This window comes from Nostoc sp. ChiQUE01b (assembly GCF_034531255.1).
Classification (GTDB): domain Bacteria; phylum Cyanobacteriota; class Cyanobacteriia; order Cyanobacteriales; family Nostocaceae; genus Nostoc.
Genome location: NZ_JAVRBM010000040.1, coordinates 1 through 24,246 on the forward strand (window position 1 = coordinate 1; position 24,246 = coordinate 24,246).

18 protein-coding genes are annotated in these 24,246 nt (G+C 40.8%); 4 read left to right on the top strand and 14 right to left on the bottom strand.

Features of this window, described 5'->3' with window-relative positions; genetic code table 11:
* Positions 1-155: 155 nt before the first annotated feature.
* The 12 genes from RMY63_RS23730 to RMY63_RS23785 all read right to left on the bottom strand — a co-directional run bounded on the left by RMY63_RS23730 (position 156) and on the right by RMY63_RS23785 (position 13,490).
* The gene (locus tag RMY63_RS23730; RefSeq protein WP_322731067.1) at positions 156-413 is read right to left on the bottom strand and encodes a hypothetical protein; all 258 of its coding nucleotides are present in this window, start codon (positions 411-413) and stop codon (positions 156-158) included.
* A 63-nt stretch (positions 414-476) separates the two neighbouring features.
* Complete coding sequence (locus RMY63_RS23735) at positions 477-716, bottom strand: hypothetical protein (RefSeq protein ID WP_292735900.1); 240 nt, start codon at positions 714-716, stop codon at positions 477-479.
* A 356-nt stretch (positions 717-1,072) separates the two neighbouring features.
* Positions 1,073-1,645 (bottom strand): hypothetical protein, encoded by a 573-nt coding sequence (locus RMY63_RS23740; protein ID WP_322731068.1) that lies wholly within the window; start codon positions 1,643-1,645, stop codon positions 1,073-1,075.
* A 37-nt stretch (positions 1,646-1,682) separates the two neighbouring features.
* Positions 1,683-3,296, bottom strand: a complete 1,614-nt coding sequence (locus tag RMY63_RS23745) for a TrbI/VirB10 family protein (protein ID WP_322731069.1) — start codon at positions 3,294-3,296, stop codon at positions 1,683-1,685.
* 8 nt (positions 3,297-3,304) lie between these two features.
* Positions 3,305-3,997 (bottom strand): hypothetical protein, encoded by a 693-nt coding sequence (locus RMY63_RS23750; RefSeq protein WP_322731070.1) that lies wholly within the window; start codon positions 3,995-3,997, stop codon positions 3,305-3,307.
* A 216-nt stretch (positions 3,998-4,213) separates the two neighbouring features.
* Positions 4,214-5,035: a hypothetical protein gene (locus RMY63_RS23755; RefSeq protein WP_322731071.1), complete on the bottom strand. Its 822-nt coding sequence runs from the start codon at positions 5,033-5,035 to the stop codon at positions 4,214-4,216.
* Between the two features lie 108 nt (positions 5,036-5,143).
* On the bottom strand, positions 5,144-6,193 hold the full coding sequence (locus RMY63_RS23760) for a hypothetical protein (protein WP_322731072.1): 1,050 nt from the start codon (positions 6,191-6,193) through the stop codon (positions 5,144-5,146).
* Between the two features lie 465 nt (positions 6,194-6,658).
* Positions 6,659-7,576 (bottom strand): hypothetical protein, encoded by a 918-nt coding sequence (locus tag RMY63_RS23765; RefSeq protein ID WP_322731073.1) that lies wholly within the window; start codon positions 7,574-7,576, stop codon positions 6,659-6,661.
* 264 nt (positions 7,577-7,840) lie between these two features.
* On the bottom strand, positions 7,841-10,588 hold the full coding sequence (locus tag RMY63_RS23770; RefSeq protein WP_322731074.1) for a hypothetical protein: 2,748 nt from the start codon (positions 10,586-10,588) through the stop codon (positions 7,841-7,843).
* Complete coding sequence (locus tag RMY63_RS23775) at positions 10,542-10,913, bottom strand: hypothetical protein (RefSeq protein ID WP_322731075.1); 372 nt, start codon at positions 10,911-10,913, stop codon at positions 10,542-10,544. Before RMY63_RS23775 ends, RMY63_RS23770 begins: the two co-directional genes overlap by 47 nt.
* Before the next feature lie 17 nt (positions 10,914-10,930).
* Positions 10,931-11,548, bottom strand: a complete 618-nt coding sequence (locus tag RMY63_RS23780) for a hypothetical protein (protein ID WP_322731076.1) — start codon at positions 11,546-11,548, stop codon at positions 10,931-10,933.
* A gap of 751 nt (positions 11,549-12,299) precedes the next feature.
* A complete protein-coding gene (locus RMY63_RS23785) occupies positions 12,300-13,490 on the bottom strand; it encodes a choice-of-anchor tandem repeat GloVer-containing protein (RefSeq protein ID WP_322731077.1) in 1,191 nt (396 codons plus the stop codon).
* A gap of 1,150 nt (positions 13,491-14,640) precedes the next feature.
* Here RMY63_RS23785 and RMY63_RS23790 point away from each other — a divergent pair.
* From RMY63_RS23790 to RMY63_RS23800, 3 genes are all read left to right on the top strand, one after another.
* On the top strand, positions 14,641-15,069 hold the full coding sequence (locus tag RMY63_RS23790; protein WP_322731078.1) for a hypothetical protein: 429 nt from the start codon (positions 14,641-14,643) through the stop codon (positions 15,067-15,069).
* A gap of 186 nt (positions 15,070-15,255) precedes the next feature.
* Positions 15,256-15,489 (top strand): DUF3134 domain-containing protein, encoded by a 234-nt coding sequence (locus RMY63_RS23795; RefSeq protein ID WP_292745509.1) that lies wholly within the window; start codon positions 15,256-15,258, stop codon positions 15,487-15,489.
* A 1,510-nt stretch (positions 15,490-16,999) separates the two neighbouring features.
* Complete coding sequence (locus tag RMY63_RS23800) at positions 17,000-18,814, top strand: vanadium-dependent haloperoxidase (protein ID WP_322731079.1); 1,815 nt, start codon at positions 17,000-17,002, stop codon at positions 18,812-18,814.
* A 135-nt stretch (positions 18,815-18,949) separates the two neighbouring features.
* Here the strand turns inward: RMY63_RS23800 and RMY63_RS23805 are convergent, their stop codons facing one another.
* Both RMY63_RS23805 and RMY63_RS23810 read right to left on the bottom strand, forming a co-directional pair.
* The gene (locus RMY63_RS23805; RefSeq protein WP_322731080.1) at positions 18,950-20,242 is read right to left on the bottom strand and encodes a murein transglycosylase A; all 1,293 of its coding nucleotides are present in this window, start codon (positions 20,240-20,242) and stop codon (positions 18,950-18,952) included.
* Positions 20,243-20,452: 210 nt separating this feature from the next.
* Positions 20,453-21,808 (bottom strand): proton extrusion protein PcxA, encoded by a 1,356-nt coding sequence (locus RMY63_RS23810; protein WP_322731081.1) that lies wholly within the window; start codon positions 21,806-21,808, stop codon positions 20,453-20,455.
* A 78-nt stretch (positions 21,809-21,886) separates the two neighbouring features.
* Between RMY63_RS23810 and RMY63_RS23815 the strand changes: the two genes are divergently transcribed.
* Positions 21,887-24,091, top strand: coding sequence for a recombinase family protein (locus RMY63_RS23815; RefSeq protein ID WP_322731082.1), 2,205 nt, complete (start codon positions 21,887-21,889; stop codon positions 24,089-24,091).
* The last annotated feature ends 155 nt before the right edge of the window (positions 24,092-24,246 follow it).

A 24,246-nucleotide genomic window follows, 5' to 3' on the forward strand; every position in this document is an offset into this window, starting at 1 on the left:
GGGGAGACAAAGCTACGCTTTGGCGGGGTGGGGTTCTTCGGGTTTAATAAGTAATCAAGCGGACATGATATGATAGGTAAGCGAGAGCCAAACTCAAAACTCTTCTCTCAGAAGGGCAGAGCTTCTTGGAGAATTACTGTATTGGAGTTTTAGGCTTACGAACGAACGTTGCTTTTAATTAAACGGTGGAAAAGGCGGCAAGGCCACAAAAAAGCTCCACAAACACTGACTGAGGCGATGGCGGCCACAACTCGCCAACTTGAACTAGACTCAGTTTCAGACTCTGAAGGATGAGCTTGTGTATTTTTAGCTAATTCTGGCATTGAATGAGATAGCTGACTGGCTGTACTCACCCCTTCAATCGCTGCTCCAATTAGATAAGCTACTAGGGCAATTACTAGCCAGTTATTCATAATATTCCACTGTTTCAACTCTGAGCGTATGCTTGGCAACGAGCAATCATTTGATTTTTCGGACTAATGATTGCCGCCTTGCCCTAAAGATAATCGACCTTCAGCTGTATCCCGAATTAGGGGCAGTTTAGATTTTATATAAGTATTGAGAGTGCTATCTGACTGGGCATCAAGACCCTGCTTCGCTTTTAACTGCTGGAGAAGCAATTGTACTAAAGCAGCATCGTCAAACTGGAGGAGGGTGTTGACCTGAGTAGACTCGATTACAGCCCAAAGCTGTTGCATCATTTTGGCAGTGACCATGAGTCTGTAACCTCTTAAGCTTTTCTTTATATTTACACGGATTTGGAAATTGTGGTTAGTTCTTATCTGAAGATTTATAAAGATGTCGGCTAAAAATGCCTGAGTCAGTTAAATCAGTTAAGTTATAGCGTTTTTCAATTGATTGAACTACTACACAACTGCCCACACGCTATCTTAACCGTGCCATCTAAAGAAATAAAACTGCCCAAAGGCTTAAATCCTCCCTAACCGTTTTTTAGAAGGAGGGAATTATAGCAAGGCTTTTGATCGGTCACAATGCAGATATATGTAGGCATTAACGCTTTTTGTCGAGGGGAAACTTCTGTGGCTATCGGGTAATTTTGCTGGAACTTTATTTATTGTAAAACTCTCGCACAAGCTCCCTCCTGACCAGAAGGATCGGGAAAAACTGCTAAAGTGTGATATTCAGGATTATCTGATTTATATATCACTTTAAAAGTATACAACTTGTTTTTACCTTGCGCTTCGGTAACAACTGTTAAAAGTGTATTGCTAGTGGGAGGAAGTCCAGGAATATCCAGTTTTTGAATTCGTCTGAGTTGAATTACATTGGCTGCGGAATTTTTACAATCTGCTGAATTACTATTAGCTTCTTGACCAAACTGCATACATACTGGCCCATCAAAATCCATAGTTACCTCTGATGGGTCATTCAACCAAACTTTTTTAATTACTTCTCCAGCCGGAATAAAACTTAAGTTTGTTCCTTGTTGATACCAAACGTCGATCGTAGGTGTTAGTCCTCCTAAACCCTGTGCTTGGCAGGAAAATACGGAACGCAGAACGGCGTTATTAGCTACAGCGCGACCTACCAAGAAGAACATAGCAACCGAGAAAATTAAGGAAGCTATAGGTAGGAAATAAGAACGTTCTGGGTTATTTCCTGACAAATTAATATTCTTTTTCATGGTTGCAAATATCTAAAATTGGTATAAATATTACCTCTTAAAACTGAGTTGGTTGATTCACATATATTTCAATATTTGTGCCTGCTGGCAAAAACCAGACACCACCTTGTTGAGACGCTTGGGCGATCGCCTGTTGATTACGTTGGGCAATTTGGGGTACTACAGAGTTCATACCACCTTCCAGAACCCCAGCTGCAAGATTGCGTCTGTTCTCAGTCTCACTAACAAGGCCACTGGAGGTGTTGGTGGTAGTATTGTTTGGGTCATTTTCGGTAGGGTTGGGAGATGTTGATTGTATAGAATAGGGCACGAGTTTTGTATCAGGGCGATTTATCAACTCTGCTGCCTTAGCAATACCTCCCAAAACGAATAGTCCTGCATCCATCGAGGCTATAGACGAACTTTGACCGGGATATTTATTTGCAATTAAAGGTTTGCCTTGAGTACCGCGAAGAATAATTGCATTGTTAGGTAGGCTTTGTTCTGTACGGTTGCCATTATTTTGCGAGATAACTTTGACTACGTTCATCTGCAAAAGACCTTGTTCAGAAAGCGAACCAATTTCAGTTAAAAATTCAGTGTTTGCAGGTAGAGCGATCGTACCATCGGTAGATTTTAGCGGTTCTTTCAATCGGATCACAAATACGTTTTTCGCTTCATCTGCATCACCACCGCCTGACTTATTACTAGTTTCTCCAAATATTGCTGTCGCCAACACAGCTTTGGCACTACTCCCAACTGCTACAGATTTCTGTCCCTGCGGTTGGGCTTGACTGACCGCAGAATTTTCCGGTTGTGGGGTTTGCTCAGTATCGGGGTTTGGTGTCTCTTGCTGCGGCTGCTTAGTGTTTGCAGGTTCCAAAGTAGCGATATTACTAGTAGGTTGATTGCTAGGATTGACTTGACCGTAGCTACCTAACTTTGCTAACCTTGCCCACTCTTGAAATGGGCTTGGTGGAGCTGGTGGAGTTATATTATTAACTATCGGTTGAGTATTTGGCTTCACAACTGGTAGCTGGGGCGATCGCGAAGGTTGAGAAGCAGGTACTCTAATGACACGCTCAACTGTCACTGTCCGAGGTACGTAAGCTGTTGGTGGGGGTGTTGGGATCACTTTCTGTCTAACTGAGGGTTGTCGTAAGGCTACTGTCGGCGTTGATTTGGCAATTCTAAGCTGTTGTTGGGCATCTTTCACCATCTGTGCTTGTTCAGTCAGAGCTAATTTCGTTTTGAGAGTATCTATTTGGCCTTCCATCTGTTGAGATATGGATTCATCAGTGGGCTGCTCTTGCACTGGTGGAGAAACAATATTTTTTGGCTTTTGATTGCTGGTACTCATCAATTGAGACAAAAACACACCACCTACCAAAACGATCGCTAAGGTAGCAGCCCCTACCAAGCCTAACTTGGCAAAGGGATTAGATGAGAGTGCTTGCTTAGTCTGAACTTCTTGTGGTTGAGATAACGACTCTGGCAGCGTTGCAGAGTCTTCCGAGCCTTGGTTATCGGTAGAAGATTCTTCTTCAAAGCCGACCAACCTTGACATCCTTGATTCCCAATCTACAGATTCTACTTCTGGTTGGCGATCGTCGGTAGTTAGAGTAAATCCATTTTGGGGAGGCGTTTCGGCAGGAGTTGAGTATCGGGTCATGGTAGAGCCTAGTTTGGATTTTTAGAACAATTATTATCTTTAATTTCACATATATTATAAATTTCTAATTTGGCTTCTCCAAGGCGGTAAGCTGCAAACTGCGACGGTAGTGCTGCATTTGGTAGTGAAGTTACAGGTTGATCTATTGCTCTAACTAAAATTTGTTTATTAAAGGAAACTGATTTACCTAATTTATCATAACTGTTAAAAATTAATTGATTGGCAAGTATCTCTACTTTCCACTTTCCATTACTTATTTCTTGAGGTTGAGAAACTTTTTGGATTACTAAGACATTCTCCGCTCCTCTATTAACGTTTTCAAATTGGCTATCTGGATTTAAATTAGTAATTTCTGACTTCAGTTTTTCTTTAAAATCATCAGCTACCAGTTGGGAGGTAATTTCCCAGACTTGTGTTGGTGGCTGTTGTTGTGACCAGGTAAGCATTAAACTCATAGTTTCACCCACAAAGCGCCGAATAGTCTCTGGTTGTCGCTCTAAATTGGCTTGGGGGTCTACCGTTATCGCATGACCATCAACAAGTTGCACTAAACTTTGAGGTGTGAGTTGTTGACCTAACTGTTGTAACATAGACCAGTGAAATATTAGTAACAGTAAGGTAAATAGATGTAAACCAAACGTTCCTACAGCCAACAACGGTAAGGGGCTATTTTTCTTATTTTCTGGTTTGAGTAATTGCATTAATAATTGATCGGATAATTTAACAAAACAGAGTAGAGGCGTCAGTCGCCAGAATTCAGAATTGAATTCTATGAGACTGGCGGATAAATAAATGGGTTTAAGTCCCCCACAAAATTGAAAATTTGGTGGTCAACAAGAAAGTGGCGGGTCTGAATCCCCGACTAATTGATTCTGAATTCTGCATTCTTCTTCAACTATTTTCACATAAAAAATCGATTATCTGATAAAACTATCAGATGTTTGTCCAGTTCCGCATTGTTTTGATTGATTTTTGTTCGGGTTGTAGTCATCTAGCAAACATAAATTACGAATTTCATAAATTTCTAGTCTATCAGCGCGGACACTATAAATTGCTTTTTGCAAGTCGGTACTATTGTCGGCTTGGGGATTAGCGAAATAATCTGCTGCACGTACAAGGAAATCTTTATTAAAAGGAGTTATAAGTTTTGCACCACCAACTCGATTTTTTTGAATTAAGTCAGCTACCATACCGATTTGCCACTTACCTGGTGCAATTTGTTTTGGCGGATCAACTCTCTTAATTACTAGTTGTGAAGTCATCGCTTGGTTGGGATTTTCCGAGAAAACTTCTGGCGGTGTCATTTCTGCAACTGTGCTTAAGAAACCTTTGCGAAAGTCTTCTGATAAGGCAAAACTAGCTACCCAAGTGCTGGTAGTAATTTTTTGGCTACCACCTTGAGATGTGTTAATCAGTATTCCTAAATCTGGTTTGGGAGTTGCGACTTCTTCAATAGTTTGTGGTGGTAAGGTTCCAGACCAGCTAAACATTGATATCATTGTTTTGCTGATAAATTGGCGAATTGCTTCTGGTTCTCTTGCTAAATCATCAATATTAGCTACTGGTTTACCGTCTATTAATTGTACAAAGTTGGGAGGTTTTCTCAAACTGAGTTGACGAATATTTAGCCCTTGTAATAAGAATAAAAATAAAACTAATATATGTAAACTAAAGGTTGCGATCGCAAAAAATGTCAAAACACTTGCTGTTCTTTGTCTTTTTTCTAGTAAACGCACCATTTTCTCACCTCCTTTTGCAAAAACCTCAGCTATTATATATGATGTTTTGCATATACTTACTATTTACAACACTTACAACAATTTTTTGAATTTTGAATTTTGAATTTTTTATATCCTCTCCTTTACTAAAGAAGCCGTACTGCTGATAGCACTGAAGACCGCAAAACCGCCAGCAGCAGCCACAAGTAAAGATAAAATTGGTGCTAAAATTCCTAGAAAAATTATGAACCACATTAAGTCTGGATCAGCACTAGCACTTTGACCTGGGCCATTGACAATCACTGCGGCAGTCAGAACAGCAATAATATTGAATGAAATCTTGGCGATTCCAATAGATAAAAATCCGGTCAGCCATGCAAAAATTGGTTTACCAGCTACAGGTAGTAAAGAGCCACCTACAGCTATTGGCCCTAAAACTGCTATTAACAACATAGTAGCTTCTATCAAATTCTGAAAGGCATATTGTAAGGAAACTAAAAAGCTTTTGATACTCGTTTGGACTGTAGAACCTAACAAAGAATTAAAAGAGGTTTCTGATACAATGCCAGTGCCATATCTGATATTATCTAGTTTAGTTTGTAGTCTACTTATCCAGTTTTTATTTCCATAAGTATTTCTATATTTCTGCCAGAGAACGTTGACTTTTTCAGCAGCTTTCGCAAAACATTGGCTTTGTTGTTCGCCAGTAAGAGATTGACAAGGACGTAGTAAAGAACCAGCTACTTCTTCAGCAACACTCATATTCAGTGCTTGCTGATATATTTTATCTGCATCTGCTGATACCACTACTTGCTGATTCACAGTGTTTAGAAAATTCCGCACTCCCAGCGTCAGATTAGACAGTGTACTTCCATTGCCAGAATTACTTAAGAGTACTACCACAATAAAAGGCCAAATTAAAGCTGATATGGGACGGGTGTATTCGTAGGATATTAAGTCTTTGAGGAATTGTATCATAAAAAATAACAGGGTTCCTACAGCAAAAAAAATACCCAGATTTGTCAGTGCTCCATACAAGTTATTACTGGTGTTATTTTGTAATAAATCCAGCCATTGTTTGTCCCAACCTTCGGCAAGACTTTGGGAAGTTGCGGCACCATTATCAAGAATCTGATCGATGCCTACTTGGGCAAAAATTAGTTTAATAGCAAGTTGCATTTTGAGTTTATGGGCTGTTTTTTTAGATTTAGTAGGGTGTGTTACGTTCCTAACGCACCATCCCGGATGCTTTCGGTGCGTTACGCTGTCGCTAACGCACCCTACCTGTTTTTTAGACTTCCTGTTGGTTTGTAAGAAGTTTAAGGATTTAAAAAATTGTATGGCAATTTAGAGGATGTTTTAAAAGTGGTTTATTGTAATTTTAAGCACTTGTTGATTTCCCCTAATCCACGCCAGTCGCTCCACTTGGGGAGACCCCTTGGTGCTAGCCTCTCCCTTTGGGAGAAGACCGCGCTGGCTCCCCTAAAAAGAGGGGAACCGGAATCAAAGTCCCCCAATTTATCGGAGGATTTAGGGGAATCTAAAACGTTTTGCTACTGACCAGAGGACTTTTAAAACATCCTCTTAGAGTTTTTTTATTTTAAAATTCTACTTCCCAACTTTTTCTCTGTCGGCGTTGCTGAATTAGGGGCTGATTTGGCACAATTTATCACGAATTTTCATTTCCAATGGTTTTAACCGCAAATTCATCCCGCATTTATCCAACGCTTCTCTGCCAAACAAATCTAGTTGAGAAGTAGCTCGTAAAAGTCGTGCTGCTTCTGTAGATGTATCTACTCTCCGAGCGCGATTCGCCTCTTCTGTCTGTTGAGAAATGTTTGCTAAATTTAAGTTGGTATATTGCAAAGCCTGATTTGTTTGTAATGTCTGACCAAATGTTTCAGCTACAATTTTTATTTGTTCCTGTTGAATTTTCATCATTTGCACTTGACTAGCACCTAGCAATTCTGCCAATCCAGAAATAGCATTTACTGTTGGTTCAGCGGCTTTAGCTGCATCTTTACCTACATTAGTAATACTGGACTGAATTTTTCCGAGTAATGTACTGTTGTTAGTATCTAGTTCCTGGGCAAATCCCTCAATATCTTCCAGACTTTTTTCAGTATTTTCTAACTTCGTTTTTGTCCGAATTTGTCCATTTTTACCAAGAACACCTACCGCCACTCCACGGGTAATTATACGATTAAGTTCACTGCTAACTAAATTTCCCCGCACTGCTGAATTATTCTCAAAACGACTTGATTTCGCATCTGAGTTATAAGAGTAGTTAATTACATCATCACGAATTTTTTGTCCCGCAGCGACGGGGTTAGGTATCTTCAAATCTCCCTTAGCATTCTCAATAGCAATTCGACTTTGACTTTGTTCTAAAGGGTTTAAGGTATCCTTCAAATTATTATGTTGAAAGTAATCTTGCATATCTTTGGAATATGATTGAAAGTCAGTCCAAACCTGACCTAATCCGCCTGTCTGAACTTGTGCAATTGCTGGTAGTATTGCCAGGGATAGCAAGGTAAAAGTAAAAATGGTAGTTTGTCGCATATATCTGTGCCTGAAAAAGGTAGACTACATTATATAGTGAGGTAAAAATTTAGCTTTTGAACGGTGCTGATTTTGGATTTTGGATAATAGAATTAGTTTTTCGGTTCAATCCCCGACGCTATTCTAAAATCTAAAATTCTTAAGCTACAACCCAAAAATGGGTGCAGTAAATCTAAAAGACGCTCGGAAGTCGCTAACGTTACGCTATCATAAATCTAAAATCCAAATTTGTTTTATTCACTCTTAATTACTTAGATAGCCCGATTAACTACTACGTAGATTCGCCACTAATTGACGTGCAAACGCAGAAATTGCTTCATATTTATCGCTGTGAAGTTGCATCATTTGGCTACGTGCAGTTTGTTCATAAGGGTTATTAGCAACTGCTGCCAATTGTTCGTAACCTGGATAGTAACGGCAGAATGTATAAATACCGTTATCATCTAATAACCATTGGCTATAAACGCCTTCTTTGCGAGGAAAGAAGCTTTCTGAAGCATTACGAGAAATAACTTGACGGGGATATTTCAAGATGTCTGCAAAACTATCTACTGCAACTGGCTGGATGCGTCCAATCAATCGTGTTGTCAGGTTTTGCAATATTTTTGATGCAGCTTTAGATTTAGCAATGGTGTCAGGATCTTGTCCTGATAAGATGACTCTGATCCCAGCTTTAGCACCGTTCGCACAAACTCTACCAACTAAGTCGGAAATTTGCTCGAACTCAAATAAAATTGGTGCTTCGTCGATAAAGAATATGGAAGCTGGACTACTTAACGCGCGTCGGAGTGCGGCTGAATAGGCACTCAAGGATAGTACGGCTGCATCTTCACTATCTGATAGGTTTCTGAGAGCAAAAACTAAAAGTTGTGCATCGGTAGGAAAGCTGGATGGTGCAGAAATGGCTTGTCCCACGCGGCTAGAAAGCCAAAAGCGTAAGCGCAACTGAATTTGACTGAGGGCGTCTTCTACTCTGCCAGTTAAAGAACTTAGCTGCAAATGTTCTGGTGAGCAGAAAAAGAGAAAATCTTTTAAAGTGGGGGTTTTCTGCCAAGCAAGAGTGCCAAATCCTCCTTCCATCGCCTGTCGATATCGCTCTTTAATACCTTCATCTCTAAAGAAGGCTTCTAAAGCTAAGTTGAGCAGCGATCGCACGGTTTGCGATAAAATTTGACTTTCAGTGGACGATCCTAACACCATTGTCATTAACGCTGATTCCAGGAAGGCGGTATAATCGTTAAAGCGATCGCGCTGTTGTTCTACTTCTAGCGATCGTAAATCTGGCTGCTCAAATAAGTTATTCGATTGTTTGGAAATATCAAAATAGGCTCCATTCCCCTCCATAAACTCTGTGTAGTCTGTAAAAGTAGATGTGCCATCAGGTTTAGGGAAATCTAACGCCACAACCGGAATTCCATGCGCTAAAGCCTGAGTTAAAATTCCTGATACCAACACCGATTTACCAGCACGAGTTGTCGCAAACAAAGCTAAATTTTTGTGTTGATTAAATAAATCTAAATGTATCGGTGTTCCGCCTTCTTCAGCAATCAACTCAAAGCCTTGTTTGTCACCTTTTTTGCTTAAAACTAGCGGCATTAATCCCGGAACTTCACTGGTTAAATATAGCTGGCGACGGTTGAAGGGTGTTGCTAGTAAACCTTCCCAAACTATCGGTAGAGTTTGCAGCCAAATTTTCCAGGCATATTCAGTTTCCCTAATTACTCTGGCTGGACGTTGAAAACAGTTTTCAATATATCTTGTCGCCTCATCTAATTTTTCTAAAGTTGGACGATGTACTAAAATAGCGATACTCGTATAAATCGGGACTGCACCTTCAAATAACTGTTCTTGTGCTGCTACCGACTTCTTCAACTTTAATTGAGCGTTGACATCAATAGTTTTACTTTTTTCTTGAGCCATAATCGTTGTCATGTTTGACTGCTTCAGCACTCGTTGCAGGGTAGTTTTTACCAATGCTGGATTTGCAGCAGTCAACTCACAAAAAATTTCTGTATCTACTACTGTTTCTCTGGCCAACAGTTCCCATAAATAGCGCAGTTGAGCCGATTTACTAGTCCAACCGCCCGGTTTTTCCAGAAATGACAGTGCGCCAATATAACGATTATTAACATTAACCCAGCGGCGATCGGCACAAGGTACACTAGATTCCATCAGCAAAGTTGTGCCGTGGATATTGTCTATAAGCAATTTAGTACTAGCTAAATCGGAATTAACTTGTTCGTGCAGTCCTTGTTCATCTAAAGTCATTAACTGGGGAATATCTATTGGCTGCGTATCATTAAACCTTTTCCAGATTTCCCCCCAAAGTTCATTAGCAGTCAAAGGTTTGACATCCAATCCCATTTTGTTAGATAAGATTTGTTCCCAGCGAAGAAACCCCTGGTTATAAGCATTTGTAATCAGGGTTTCAATACGTTGATTTTCTACTTCTAAAAGATCGCCTTTAAATTTCAACCACCAGGATTCAGCTTTGACTAAAAGCTTTTCTATCCAATCATCTGCGTGTTGCGAGTTAGATTCAATCGTGTAAGTTACATAAATCCGCAAAAATTTAGGTTTACGAATCCCAGAAATAGTCAGTTCTTTAATTCTGGCTCTCTCCGCCATTAACAAATATTTGATGTCTCGCGATGATGCATTTTTGATTAATGTTGCTAACTCTTTTTGGCGCTCTTTGTCTGAACTAAAAGAACCCAAGTGTAGCGTCATCCTTTCACCGCTAGGAATGTCTTTTAATCCGGCTTCAATGTTATTAAAAAGTGTATCAATTTGTTCAGGTCTTAAGGTGGTATGAATTCCCTTACAATCAAAACCAAAAACAAAGCAGAACCGATCTTTTTGAGTACCTTTTGTTAACAAATAAGCGCCAATATCACGTCCATTCATGGCGACACGCAGCATTGTCGCCAAGTGCAAGGCATCTTCAAATGGCGTTAATCTACTTTCATTTCCGGCGATGCCGACGCTTTGTTTTCCGATTTTTTGCTTCATGGTTTACTTCCAATAAGCTTTGATAACGAGCAAAGCCTCTTGTCCAAGCGGGAACGCCAATAAATTTACTTAAAAAACTCCAACTCTTACCACCAGTTAAAATCCACCAAGTTCCGATTCCCCAACCAGTCATTAGTACTGTCCACAACCATTTTTGAAACTCTTCTTGGAAAATACCTCCAAAAATCCCATTGATAATAAAATAGGAGGCTAAGGCTATTACCGTCCAAGGAAGAATTTGATCGGCAGGAATTGGCCCTAGTGAAGGTTGGCTTCCTAGAACCTGATTGACTGGACGAAAATCTTGTTCCCGCTCTTGAGACATTTGAAATATCTGAATATTTACGGCTGTTGTGGACCAATTATAAAGCGTGTGAGTACATCAGCAATCGTAACAGCAACAACGACTAACAGGGGAGTTCTGGCGATGCTTTGCCAATCTTCATCTTTACGCACTGCGTTAATCACACCAACTAAGGAGATTGCAATATAGAGTAAGTAAATTGCCCGCAACACATTAAATATTAAACTTACTGCTGTGTCGCCACCACCAGCATTTCCACCTTGACCAGCTAAGTTTCTTTTGAAAAACTTTTCAGCTTCTCCAAAAAACTGTGCTTGTGCGGGGGCTGCAAACCAGTCTAACCAATATAAACTCAGAACGATCGCTGCTGCTAAAATTTGTAATAATATTAGCGATCGCCTTGGTAAATTCACTTGCTGCCCAATTTGCTGGATGATGACTGCAATTAAACTACCAACAAGTAAACAAAAGAGCAGGATAGGACTTTTTAGGCTGATAACGCTAACGAATACAGCACAAGCAATCAAAAAAGGTACAGATTCAAGCAGAATAGTCAGACAGGATTTAAATGCCTGTCTTAACTTGTGAGATTCTTTCGCCGCACTACCAGTTAAAGCTTTGAAAAAGTTTCTCTCGTGAGAACTTTGTCTAAACATTTGCTAATTTTCCTATGGTTTACTATAATTATTATTTGTTTGTCTCAAATTTTACAGCTATTATAATTTAACATGCTTTAACATCATTATTAATCAAATTATGAACTAGTAGTAAGGTTATATATTCTACATCAGAATTATAAACTTAAGTTAACATAATATTAAGATTTATCTAAAACTAATTTTCTCTGATTAGAGAAGCTGGATTGCAAGTATTGAGTGAGATTGAACTGGTAGAGTCGTCTCGACTTTGAGAATTTTCTCATACAGATAGCCTTGATAAACCAACTTCAAAGCCTTGACTTTCGTTAACTCACAGGTATCTGAGCCAAGTGGTAGAAATGTTTCCGACTTGTGTGTACACCGTAGGCTTGCTCTCAGAGGTTGTTTGAAAAGTCTAATTTATTACTAGCCTTGGCGAATAGAATTCGCGGCTACACGAGGCTTTACCCACCTTTGTGGGTTAAAAACCTTGATTTTTCTTTAGTCCACGGAGGTGGACTTCGTTTGTGTAGTAGCGAATTCCATTCGCCCAATACTTTTCAAACATCCTCTTAGGGGAGACGAAACGTAGCTTTGGCTTTTTGGGGTTCTTGGGATTTAATAAGTAATCAAACAAACATGATGTGAAACAGTATTGAGTCACCGAAATTTAAATACTTGTATTGAAAAGTTTAGATCGATTGTAGAAAAATGGTAGACGTTCAAATGTACGTTTTACCATTTTTCTACACGCCGATTAGATTTGGAACTAGATTACAAACTTAAACACAGTTCCTAGATTAGAACTACCGCCAAAAGAGGCAGTACCATAAAAATCACCATTTGAGAGCTGAATTAGTGTGGACTCTGGCGTTGCCCCATTAGTACCATTAAAACTAATTAAGCCGGTGATGGTTGCTCCAGTCAGCTGATAGATAACTCCTTTATCATTTGCCCCACCAGCAGAAGCTGTGCCATAGAAGTTACCATTGCTTGCTTTTATGATTGCAGCCGTTGGGTTGGCCCCATTGGTGCCATTAAAACTGGCAACTAAAACGGGTGTACCGCCACCAATTGGAACCTTGAATATAGCTCCTTGATTGCTGGCTCCACCCAGTTTAGCGGTGCCGTAAAGGAATCCGCTAGATTCAATTAATCCAGACTGTGGATTTGCTCCATTGGCGCCAGTAAAGCTATATGAAGTCAGTATTCCTGCGGGAGTTAACTTGAAGACAACTCCTTTAGCACTTGCTCCACCGGCAGAGGCGCTGCCGTAGTAGTTTCCATCGGTAGCGAATTGCAATCTTGCTAATGGAGTTGCTCCATCAGTACCACTGAAGCTTCTAATGGTGGTGAGTGCCCCGGTGGTGGGCGAAACCTTGAATATAGTTCCTTTATTATTGGCCCCACCTGTAGAGCTTGTCCCCCACAAACTGCCATCAGTACCTGTAATCAGTCGGCCTGCTGGGTTAGCTCCATTAGTGCCTGTGAAATTTGCAAGAGTTGTCAGGGTTGTAAAAGCTGTTTGTGCCAACTTAAACACACTGCCGAGGTTACTTGTACCACCTGTAAAGGTTGCCCCATACAAATTGCCATCGACTGCTTGGAATAATCTAGCAACTGGATTAGTCCCTTTGTTGACTCCAGAGGTTCCGGTGAAGTTGATTAATGTGGTCAGAGTAGTGAAAGCAGTAGGAGTTAATTTGAACGCAGTTCCATTACCAGAAGTGCCACCAGCCGAAGTAGTTCCATAAAGATTGCCATCAGTACCGTTGCCTTTAAGTACACCAGCTCTTGGTGTAGCTCCGTTAGTGCCGTTGAAATTTACAACAGTAGTCAATGTTGCAGCAAAGGCTTGTTGGAAGGGTAGTACTAATGAAGAAGCCAAAACAGTCAGGGAAGTTAAAATCAATACCTTATTTTTGCTCTGGCGTTGTTTGTACAGATTAATCTTGTTCATTGGATACCTCAAAAAAGTTTAATGGAGACGGAATGGTAGCTAGTTCTAATGGGTTTTGTGATGGTTGCTACTCATGACTAATACCAATTTGAAAAACAATCGCTACAAATGTAGGTTAGAAAGCCATTGCTGTAGAAGGGTTTCCCAGCTTTTCTGCGTTTAGGCAAGCTACGCTCAACGTCTCTCTTTAGGTAAAGAAAGAAGCAATTGGCGTTTGAAGGACGAAACCCAAGGCCCCAACATCTTGTATCTGTTGAGTTTTATCTCGTAATCTACGAGATATTGCTACGACTCAATCTACGTATTGAGCGGATTATTTAAAATTGGTATAATTTGTCAGCTTAGGCACTAGTGATAAAGTGCCTAAAATGTTGGTATAGCCTTATTAGAAAAGGACTCAGAAAGCCTGTTTTAACTACACCAAAAAAACCGTACTAGCACTGAGTCAATAACGTGAATGACACGATTAATGATTTCGTTTGGTAGCATAAACCATTTTTTATTTTTTTGATGTCGTGAAAAACACAAAAAATAGGGAAAAATCCACGATTTTGACAGAATATAGTCACAAGACTCGATTCCAAACAACCCAGATAGTGTGTTTTTTGTCAAGCAATTAGTAAACTTTATTAAATACTAATTCCAACCTCTAAAAAAATCTTAATAAGCAAAATCACATATTAAGTGAAAGTTTTTTGTTTTTCTCTGAATAAAGAAATAAAAGCGCTATAAAAACTACTTTTCAAACACCTTTAAATTCCCAAAATATATTTAAGCTTTTTAATAATTTCATAATGTAATCATCACTTAAGCGTGATTGCGATCGCTTTTAGGCATCCAGTGATACTGTGAGGTAGCGATCGCAGGATTTGGCATCAACTATGTTATGATTTTATGATGTTGAGAAATATTTTCGGTTATGTAACTGACTTATATAGACCCCTCTTTGAATCTAAATCTCTACACCCTTTGATTCTGAAGGTGTTTGATGTCATAAATATTTCAAAAATTGAAATTTTAGTTAGTCGAAATGTATTGCAATGTCTCGCTTGACACTGATACACCTAACTGTCAAAGAAAATGTGCTAAGAAGAACGGACAAGTCTAGTGTGTCACACACGTAGACAACATACGGATACTACTGGAACTTATGCCCACGGATATAATTACTCGTCCTGAGTCCCTCACAGAAGATTGCTTTTTTACTTACGCCCTTGGGACTGATTTGCACGATCCTAATTCAACAGCTAAATATTTACGCCGAATCAGAAAAGAAGATAAACCATATATCGACATAGCTGTTTCTCCCAGACCGGGCTATCGGTTTGAGGTTTGTCTTATCCCTGTTGAAGGGTTCGCTCAAGAAAGAATATTGACAAAAGACGGGTTCGCCAAAGCTTTAGCGATTATTTGTGCTGTATCTAATAAAGCTAGAAAACGATTCCCTTCAGGAAATGGACAAGAAATAGTCCGGTGTCAATTTAGTAACTTAGCTGATGCAGTCACTGTAGCGAATGGACTGTCTGCATTACCCCCTGATATGTATGAAACTCTCGTCAAGCTACCAAATGCTTTGTAATATATTTATTATTAAAACTGACATGAGGACATTTTAATGGTAAATAGCTAAATGGACTTGAGACAAAACTTCAATGGGTCATATTTCGTCTGTTGAGAAAAGACTTGTCATACAAGACTTTTAACCTTAATGTACAATTTTGACGTTTTTGTACGCTAACCTGTAATTCAAAGTGAGTTTTTTTTTATGCCTATAAGTCCTTTGCGTGAAGAACCTCGTAATCAGCGAGCGCCTGTAATTCGTACAAGTAATGAGTTTATTCTCTTGGAATGGTTGAAGTCAACTGGTCGTCTCATCGAACGCGAACATCAAGAATCTGAGTATCTAACTGAAGTAGAAGAAATTTCTGAAATGATAGACCTTGATGATATCCCTTACGATCATGACGATGATGATGGTGAGATGGATTTGGAAGCCTAGCAGCTTAATTGGTAATTTGTAATTCCTAATTACTAGACTTTTTGCACAAATGCAAAATTTGCCCTCAACCCTTCTCCCAATTTTGGGAGAAGGGGAGCTATTTCAATGGTAATACCATCAATACATGGTTTCAGCGTCGGAGGGAAACGGGTAAATTCAATAGACTTCTTGCATAAATCTAAAATAAGAACCCCACCCCGCCTTTGACTTACGTCAAAGTCTCCCTGCCCCTAATCCCCAGAGGGGGCCCCGAGTTCCCCGCCTGCTCTTAGAGGCTGTTTGAAAAGTGGTTAGCTGTGATTTTAGGCACTTGTTGATCCCCCCTATCCCCCCTTAAAAAGCAGGGCTGTTTCATTCGCTCAGATCAGGATTTTGTCAAGAGTATCAGCCAGAAATTTTAGTGAGTCGGCAATCGAAAAATTACTAATTCAATGAGTAAATCTAAGTGCGATCGCAAGGCTGATGGGCAAATAAAATTTTTGAACTACCTGATTTTTTTGGTTGATACGCTTGTAAATTAAGCTTTTTCAGGGAATGAAACAGCCCTGCCTTAAAAAGGGGGAATTAGAATCAAAGTCCCCCTTTTTAAGGGGGATTTAGGGGGATCTAAAACTTTTTGCTACCAACAAAAGGACTTTTCAAACATACTCTTAGGGGTTGGGGGTGGGGTGTTAGCGGACTTTTGCAAGAGACCTCCATGAGCCTTCGACTCACAACCAAGGATGAAAGTAGACTTTCAAGACAGGTCTACTGACTGGGAGAAGTTTCGAGCATTCCTAGAAACCTACGGGGACAAAACCCACTGCGCCGCATTTCATCCACAGTCTCAAGCAGAGAATACGACGCTGTGCGTCTGTTCATTTGTGGCTTTCACGCTCTTACTAAGTTAATTATAAAAACCTCTTGATTTTTATCACCGATTGTGAGAAAGTCTGATTTAATATCTGCAAAATACGGTAAGTCGATAGATTTACAGGATTATCTAGCTTGACTGGAAGCAAGCGGTGGTTTTAGCTGTGCTTTAATCCCGGCAACATCCGATCACACTGATTACAACTACAAAAGTATAACAGCCATGCGATCAAGGCATCATACCAGCACTGAATGCCGATATTACTGTCAGGAGAATCATATTAAGTTTGGGTGATTACTTCTAATAAAATCTATCAATTTAGGTTGGGTTTCACTGCCGTTTAACCCAACATGAACAAGGATCAAATGTTGGGTTCCCCTGCAAGAAGCCCCTCTCTCCAGGTGCTGTTTGCATTCGGTTCTACGTTCTGCAACCCAACCTACAGATATTATTAAGTGTTTAACCAAACCTGATATCACTCCTATGCAAGTTACCTTCCAGTAAAGTAACCCCAGATATCATCCCAAATCTCGTTAGATTACCCTGTTTCTCTAGAGGTGGGCATTTGTGTGTAGCTAGTTGTTCTAGTTTTCAGATGCTCATGTATTTACTTATGGCTAGATTTTGGCATTATTTTTTTCCAGTGGAGAACATCTCATGCAATTAGATCCAAATTCTCATCAAGGTTCCGAACAAGATACTCAGGCTAATAGCGAAATAGATAAGAAACAACCCCATGTAGCTAGCAAACGTTTCTTTGGTAGTCACGCCAGCAGACGCTCATTTCTCGGTCGCGCTGGTTTGTTTAGTGCCGCTAGCGTTGTTGCAGGAGTTTTAGGTTCACCTTTCTCCTCAAAGAACGGAGGAGATATTGGAGATGTTGTACAAGCCCAAGATATCAACAGACGGTATAATCGACCGTTCGACTACAACAGGTTTGTTGATAAAGCTTATCGAGTCCGTGTTGAAGCAGCCAGACTTGAACGGAGTATCCCCATTCCGCCGCATCCAACCAATGGCGATGAGGAGCGTTATCCCAACAAAATCGGCTCTGATAGTAGGGGACTACCGCATAACGAACTAGGCGAAGTCAAGCTAGAAGCTTACAACTCTTTAACCAGAGCACTGACAACACAAAACCCGAATGATTATGAAAATATTATCTTGGGTGGTACCAGAAAGCTGGTCAATCCTCAAGGGCCCCTAGCAATTAGCCTAGAAGGGATCAATGCAGCCCAAATAGCTGTGCCGCCACCACCATCTCTAGCTAGTGCAGATCGCGCTGCTGAAGCAGTTGAACTCTATTGGCAAGCTTTACTCCGAGATGTACCTCTTTCCAAGCTGCAAAACAATACTGATAACCCGAAAGTCTTGGCAGCTGTCGAAGACCTCAACAAGCTTTCGGCGTTTCGAGGGCCAAAACAAAATGGCCGTGTCACCCCTCAAACTTTATTTCGTGGTAGTGTCAACTACGTCGGTTCCGGTTCAAGTACAAAATATGTTACTCCGCCAGGGGTACTAGATGGGCCCTATATCTCACAATTTTTGTTGCTAACTATTCCTTGGGGAACTCAGTCTGTTTCGCCATTGATTCGTACTGCTCTTCCTGGTAATGACTTTCTACTCAGTTTCCAGGAATGGTTGGCTATTCAAAATGGAGGTAGTTCCGGGAAATCCATTAAATACGATCCCAAAAACCGTTACATAGTCACGGTTCGGGATTTAGGTGAGTATGCCCATATTGGCGGCCCTACATACCTGGGAGCCTCCTTGATTCTTGGTAGCATCGGTACACCTTTGAATCCGGGTAATCCCTACGTCAACTCAAGAACTCAAGTTGGTTCTGCTGCAACGTTTGCAGTGGGACATTTACAAGCCTTGCTTAACTTGGGTACTTCGCGTGCGATTAGAGCATCATACTGGCAGAAGTATTATGTACACCGGATTCTGCGTCCAGAAGCCTATGGCGGGCTAGTTTACAACAACATTGTCAATAAAAGTCAGTACCCGATTAATTCTGAGATTTTCAATTCCCAAGCTTTGGCTCAGACCTTTAGCACCTTCAGCACTTATCTATTGCCCCAAGCATATCCAGAAGCATCGCCAACCCATTCCTCCTATAGTGGTGGTGCGGCTGCGATCGCTGGCGTCAATGTCACACTGTTGAAAGCATTCTTTGATGAAAACTTTGTTATCCCCTCACCAGTAGTGCCTGACCCCAATGACCCGACAAAAGTAATTTCTTACAGTGGATCACCACTAACTGTGGGTGGAGAGTTGAATAAACTGGCAACTAATTATGCTATTGGCCGCGGTCACGGTGGTATCCATTGGCGTTCGGATGGTTCCGCTGCTTTGGCTTTAGGAGAAGAGGTTGCTATTAGTCTGCTCAGGGATGAGAGACTGGGTTATAACGAAATATTCAATGGCTTCACCTTCACCAAATTTGACGGTACAAGAGTCACTGTTTAAACCAATTTTCGGTGTTATGGAAGTGCTGAGTAAAGGTATTTTATTCAGCAATACCTTCACCAAAAAAAGAGGATGAAGAGAGAGGGCTGTCGTAGTAGAGTTATATCAATTCCGGGTCTTAAAATGCGAGTGCGTTTAATTCTTGGACTTGAGTAAGAGATAAAATAATTGTCCATTGCTGACTGTAACACCAGCGCGATCGCCAGCTATTTTCCCAGTACCTAAAAAATAATCCACTCTACCTGCACCTTTAATTGCACCTCCGGTATCTTGGTCAAGAACATAGCGGCTAATAATGCGCTCCTGCATTTTTCCGGTAGGATTAACAAAGGGAATAGAAGCGCGAATCAACGCTAAAGCACCAGGAGGCATGAGAGATTTATCTGTTGCAATAGAACGCTCTGCTGTTAGTGGTACATTGATAGAACCTTGGGCTGGCTTTCCGTGATTTTCTTGAAAAAAAACAAAGCTGCGATCGCGCGGAATATAAATATTTAATTCTTGGGGATGCTTTTGGAAATAATCGAGAATAGTTGGCATAGTTACACCTTCTTGCGGTAATTTGCCATCATCTATTAATTCTCGCCCAATACTTTTGTAGTTATAGGCAGTATTACCCGCATAGCCGATTGTGGTTTGAGTACCATCGGGAAGCTGAAGTTTCGCTGAACCTTGAATTTGAGCTAGATATGGTTCAAGGCGAGAGCGAAACCAAAACAACTCTAATCCTCGTAATTTGCCTTTTGCACTTTGTAAACCATCTACTCCTTCTAACTCCTCGCGTGTTGGATGAGGCTTAGTCCAAGAGTTGAAATCAGGAGGTAAGCGATAAACAGGATAGCGATATTCTGTTGTGGGGACGCGACTAGCTGCATAAAGTGGCTCGTAATAGGCGGTGAATAAAACGGAACCTTTGTTATCTTTACCGACTGACTGGTAAAGAACAAATTCTCGCAGGGTGGCTTGATGTAATTCTGTTGCAGAATTGGTTTTTAATAGGAGTTCGCGGAATCTTTGCAAGCTTTTGATGACGCGATCGCGCGTAATCCCAGCCACCGGATAGTTTTGATAAGCAGCCGCAGCATTAGCTGTTTGCAGATATTGAAGACTGCGAGCGATCGCACTTATCAGTGCCTTTTTCTCTGGTATTTTTCCATAAATTACTTCATCCAAACAAGAGGTATCACTTTGACAACAAGTAATTGGTAGTCTTGGGATTAATGGTAATTTTTGTTTTTGTGGAAATGCATCTTGATTTTCAGCAGTCAAGGACACTGGTAGATCCCACTTTTTCACCTGACATTCTGGCGAAATGAGTTCTTGATACGTGAAAGATTGCATCTGCACCAATAAAATCAACAAAACTACAGGTAAACTGATGGCGATAATTTTGTTAAACTTTCCTAACCCAGCAAGTGTCTTTTTCATCAAAATTCAAAATTTTTAAGATTTTCCCACCTCGCTCAAATTCTAAAATAAAACACCAAAAATTTTTCCCAATGCCCCCTCAAGAGTGCTGAGTCATGTTACCGGTAGCGGGGCGTTTAGCCCGTGCTGAGTGCTGAGTTGGGAATCTTGCTTCTTTACTCAGGACTGGGAACTCGGAACTCGGAACTGTTTTGCCCTATTCCCTATTCCCTATTCATTCATATTACGGTAAGTCGCAACAGCAGAAGGTGATATCCGGTTCAAATATCGGAAGATCCAATACTTAAAGATAGTATCTAAAATCACCGGAAATGTAGCGATAAATAAGAAGATAAAATCTCTATTTGCCGGTAATCCCCAATGGCGTGATACTCCTTCTAAGAGTACTTCCCAGCCATGAGGAGAGTGGAATCCTACAAAGATATCAGTAAACAAAATAATGATAAATGCCTTGGCACTATCACTAAGTCCATAGACAATATTATCAAAGAAATCTTTGAGCACAGCAATAGAAGACTTACTGACTAGCAAAAGCCAGATAAAAGCAACCACCGAGAACATATCTGCAAAAACATTTTTGATCGCACCAGAGCTTTCATGACGAAATTCTTCAGCCAGCTCTATAGCCTTTTTTTTCATTTCAGTCTCCATCTGCTCAGGTAACAGTGGAGGGGCTTTAACAATGAGACTTTCAAACTTGAGCTTTTCTTCAAATCTTTGTAATTCTACAAGGGCTTCTTCTTCCATTTCGGAATTGAGAAATATCTGCATTTCCTGAGTGGTTCTAAATCTCTCAATAATTGGGCCAACTACGAAAGCTTTTGCTATCTGATGCGTTAAAAGTGGTACAATAATTAATAGTAAAAGAAACCTGATAGATATTATTGTTCTTTTTTGAGTTTGACGAAAACTCTGAATTACTTCTTGTTCTGAATTAGGGTCTAATTCAGCTTGCAGACGACTGATAGTACTTAAAATAGACCGAGGTAAAACACCCGTTGTATCGGTTTTACTCTTGGCTTTTGGTTTATTATTTAAGTCTTGATTTGGTATTTTGGGTGGTAATGTTGGAGTTTTGACGAGCAGCGATTTGTCGTCAGATATCACAGAGTTAACTGGTAGACTTGGAGGTTTTACTACTAAAGCGTTAGAAGTTATTTGATCAGAACTTGTTGTGTATTTAGATATAACTTGATCGATAAAGTTTAGCTTTTCCAAAACTAAAGCAGGACTCAGATACTCTATACCTGCTTTTTGAGCAGCTTTTTGATTCTCTTCATTTAGAAACCAACGGCTTCCTCTAAACTCCGTCAGCCGCATCCTGGCAATTTTTAATAGCTTCTTGAGGTCTGACTCAAAATAATCCATCACACTGTTACTGTACATGGCTGAGTCAATGTCTATTTTATTACCATTGAAATGCTTATCTTCTATTTCCTGAATCTTTAATGCTGCATTGTAAGCTTCATCTAAAGAACGTTCAGGAGTCTGTAAGTACCATCGATAAGCAGCAAGTAAGAAAGAATAGATTTTTTGACTAAAAACAGAGTTTTTCATTGCAGACAATCATTCAGCATTATTTGGTGACTATTAACCTTAAGTTAACGCACGAGGTATACTAACAAATCTACAAGGAGAAAGTTTGTGGTTTATGATTCGGTCTGGATTGTTGGCACTAGCCGCAGTGGTAAGACAGCTCGCTTGGTACAGCAATTTTGTAATTGGATAAAATCAGAAAAACAATCTACTGAATCATTTTATACAAAAAAAACCGGACGTAAAAAAACTGGTCATCTACCGGAATTTTTAGATATTAAACAAACAGAGCCGGGAGTTTTAGTCTTAGCTGCCAATGATGATAATCGTCGAGAGTTAGGAGATATAATTGTTACCTCTACGTTGGGTAAATATCCGGTTCGTGCCAAGACGCCACTAGGTTTTTTTCAGGATGAAGTTATTTTATTTTGGCCGTTGCTGATTAACTCGTTGAACCTGAAGGCACAGTTTCCGGTAAGATTGCGACCAGAAACTGAGCAAGAGTTAGCAACCAAACTTTGGCGTCCCCAATTAGACGAAGAAATTTTACGTCTTGCGGGAGTGAATGAATCTCGCTTAGTGCGTCGCATCTTGGACTTATTACAATTAGCAGCTTACAGTGGTGTACCTTGCGAAGATATTACCCAGATTTTGGCCAGGGGTATGGGGGAAAATACCACAACTTTAGAGCCGGAATTTTTGGCATCTTTGCTACTAGATTGGCGTAATTGGTGTTTAGAGAGGGGGTTACTTACTTATGGGATTATTACCGAACTTTATAGTCAGCACTTATTAAGCGATCGCAATTACCAGCAGCACCTAACTAAACGCTATCAGGCGATACTAGCGGATGATGTCGATGACTATCCTAGCGTAGCGCGTCTTTTGTTTGAGTTGCTATTAGATCGCGGTGCAGTTGGCGCGTTTAGCTACAATCCTGATGGTGCGGTGCGATTGGGATTGGGAGCAGATCCCAACTACCTAGAAGGGTTAGCAGAGCGTTGTCGGGTAGAAATCTTAAATGGGCCGCCTCCAAAGTCTCTGAGCGAGCAACTGACTAAACAGATGGTGGAATTAGTCACAGAACCGATGGTACTGTTGAGTTTACCAAAAACAGTGCATTCAATTCAAACCACCTCCCGCGCCCAATTGTTGCGGCAAACAGCAGAGGTAATTGCTAACGCCATTCAATCTCAGCAAGTGCAACCAGAAGAAGTGGCGATTATTGCACCAGGTTTAGATGCGATCGCTCGTTATACTCTAGTAGAAATCCTCGTTAAGCAAAACATCCCAGTCGAATCGCTCAATGACCAACGTCCCCTAATTAGTTCGCCCGTGATTCGCGCCTTACTCACCATGCTGGCCCTAGTTTATCCCGGCTTGGGCCGCCTCGTAGATCGGGATGCCGTCGCAGAAATGCTAGTTGTCTTGAGCAGAAAACAACCACCAGAAAACTCCTCACTCCTAACTCCTAACTCCTCACTCAGCACTCAGCACTCACAACTCAGCACTCATATTGACCCGGTACGTGCTGGTTTGATTGCAGATTACTGCTTTGTACCCCATCCCGATCGCCCCAATTTGCTACCAGTGTCAGCCTTTGAGCGTTGGGATCGAATCGGCTATGCAGCGACTACAGCATATAATGAAATATTACAGTGGTTAGAACAGCAGCGATCGCAACAAGAATTGCGGTTAATTCCCAGTCCCATTTCTCTGTTGGACAGAGCAATTGTACGCTTTTTGTGGAATGGGAGTAATCTCCCCTACGAACAACTAGCAGCATTGCGGGAATTATTAGAAACTGCCCAACACTACTGGGAAATTGACACCAGGTTACGACAAATTGCCCCAGTAGAAACAACGCCTCACGCAACTATTATCGAATTCATTCAACTACTGCGACGTGGGACGATTACCGCTAACCCTTACCCTGTACGCCCTATTGGTGGAGCGAGAAAGGCTCTCACCTTAGCAACTATATTTCAATATCGATCTAGTAGGCGATCGCACCAATGGCATTTTTGGCTGGATGCTGGTTCGCCTCTATGGGCGAAAGGTGGCGCAGCGACTTTGTTCGGTGCGCCGTTCTTCCTGCGAGACAGGTTAGGCGAACCTTGGACAGCAGAAGATGAAAAATTAGCAGAAGAACAAAGACTGCAAAAGATTTTGACAGATTTACTGTCTCGTGTATCCGAGAGAGTTTATTTGTGTCACAGCGATTTAGCAGTGAATGGACAAGAGCAACTAGGGCCACTGTTACCCTTAGTAAATGCTTGTGTGACGGTTATTTCTCAGACCAATGTTAAGTAAAGTTTTCACGTAGAGGCAATTCATGTAGACGCAAAGCGGTGAAGCAGCGCGGTCTTCTCCCAAAGAGAGAGGCTAGCGCCTTTCCTTCGGAACGCTACGCGAACGCGGAGCGTCTCGTAGAGAAGGGGGTTTCCACGCCAGTTGCTTCTCCCTTG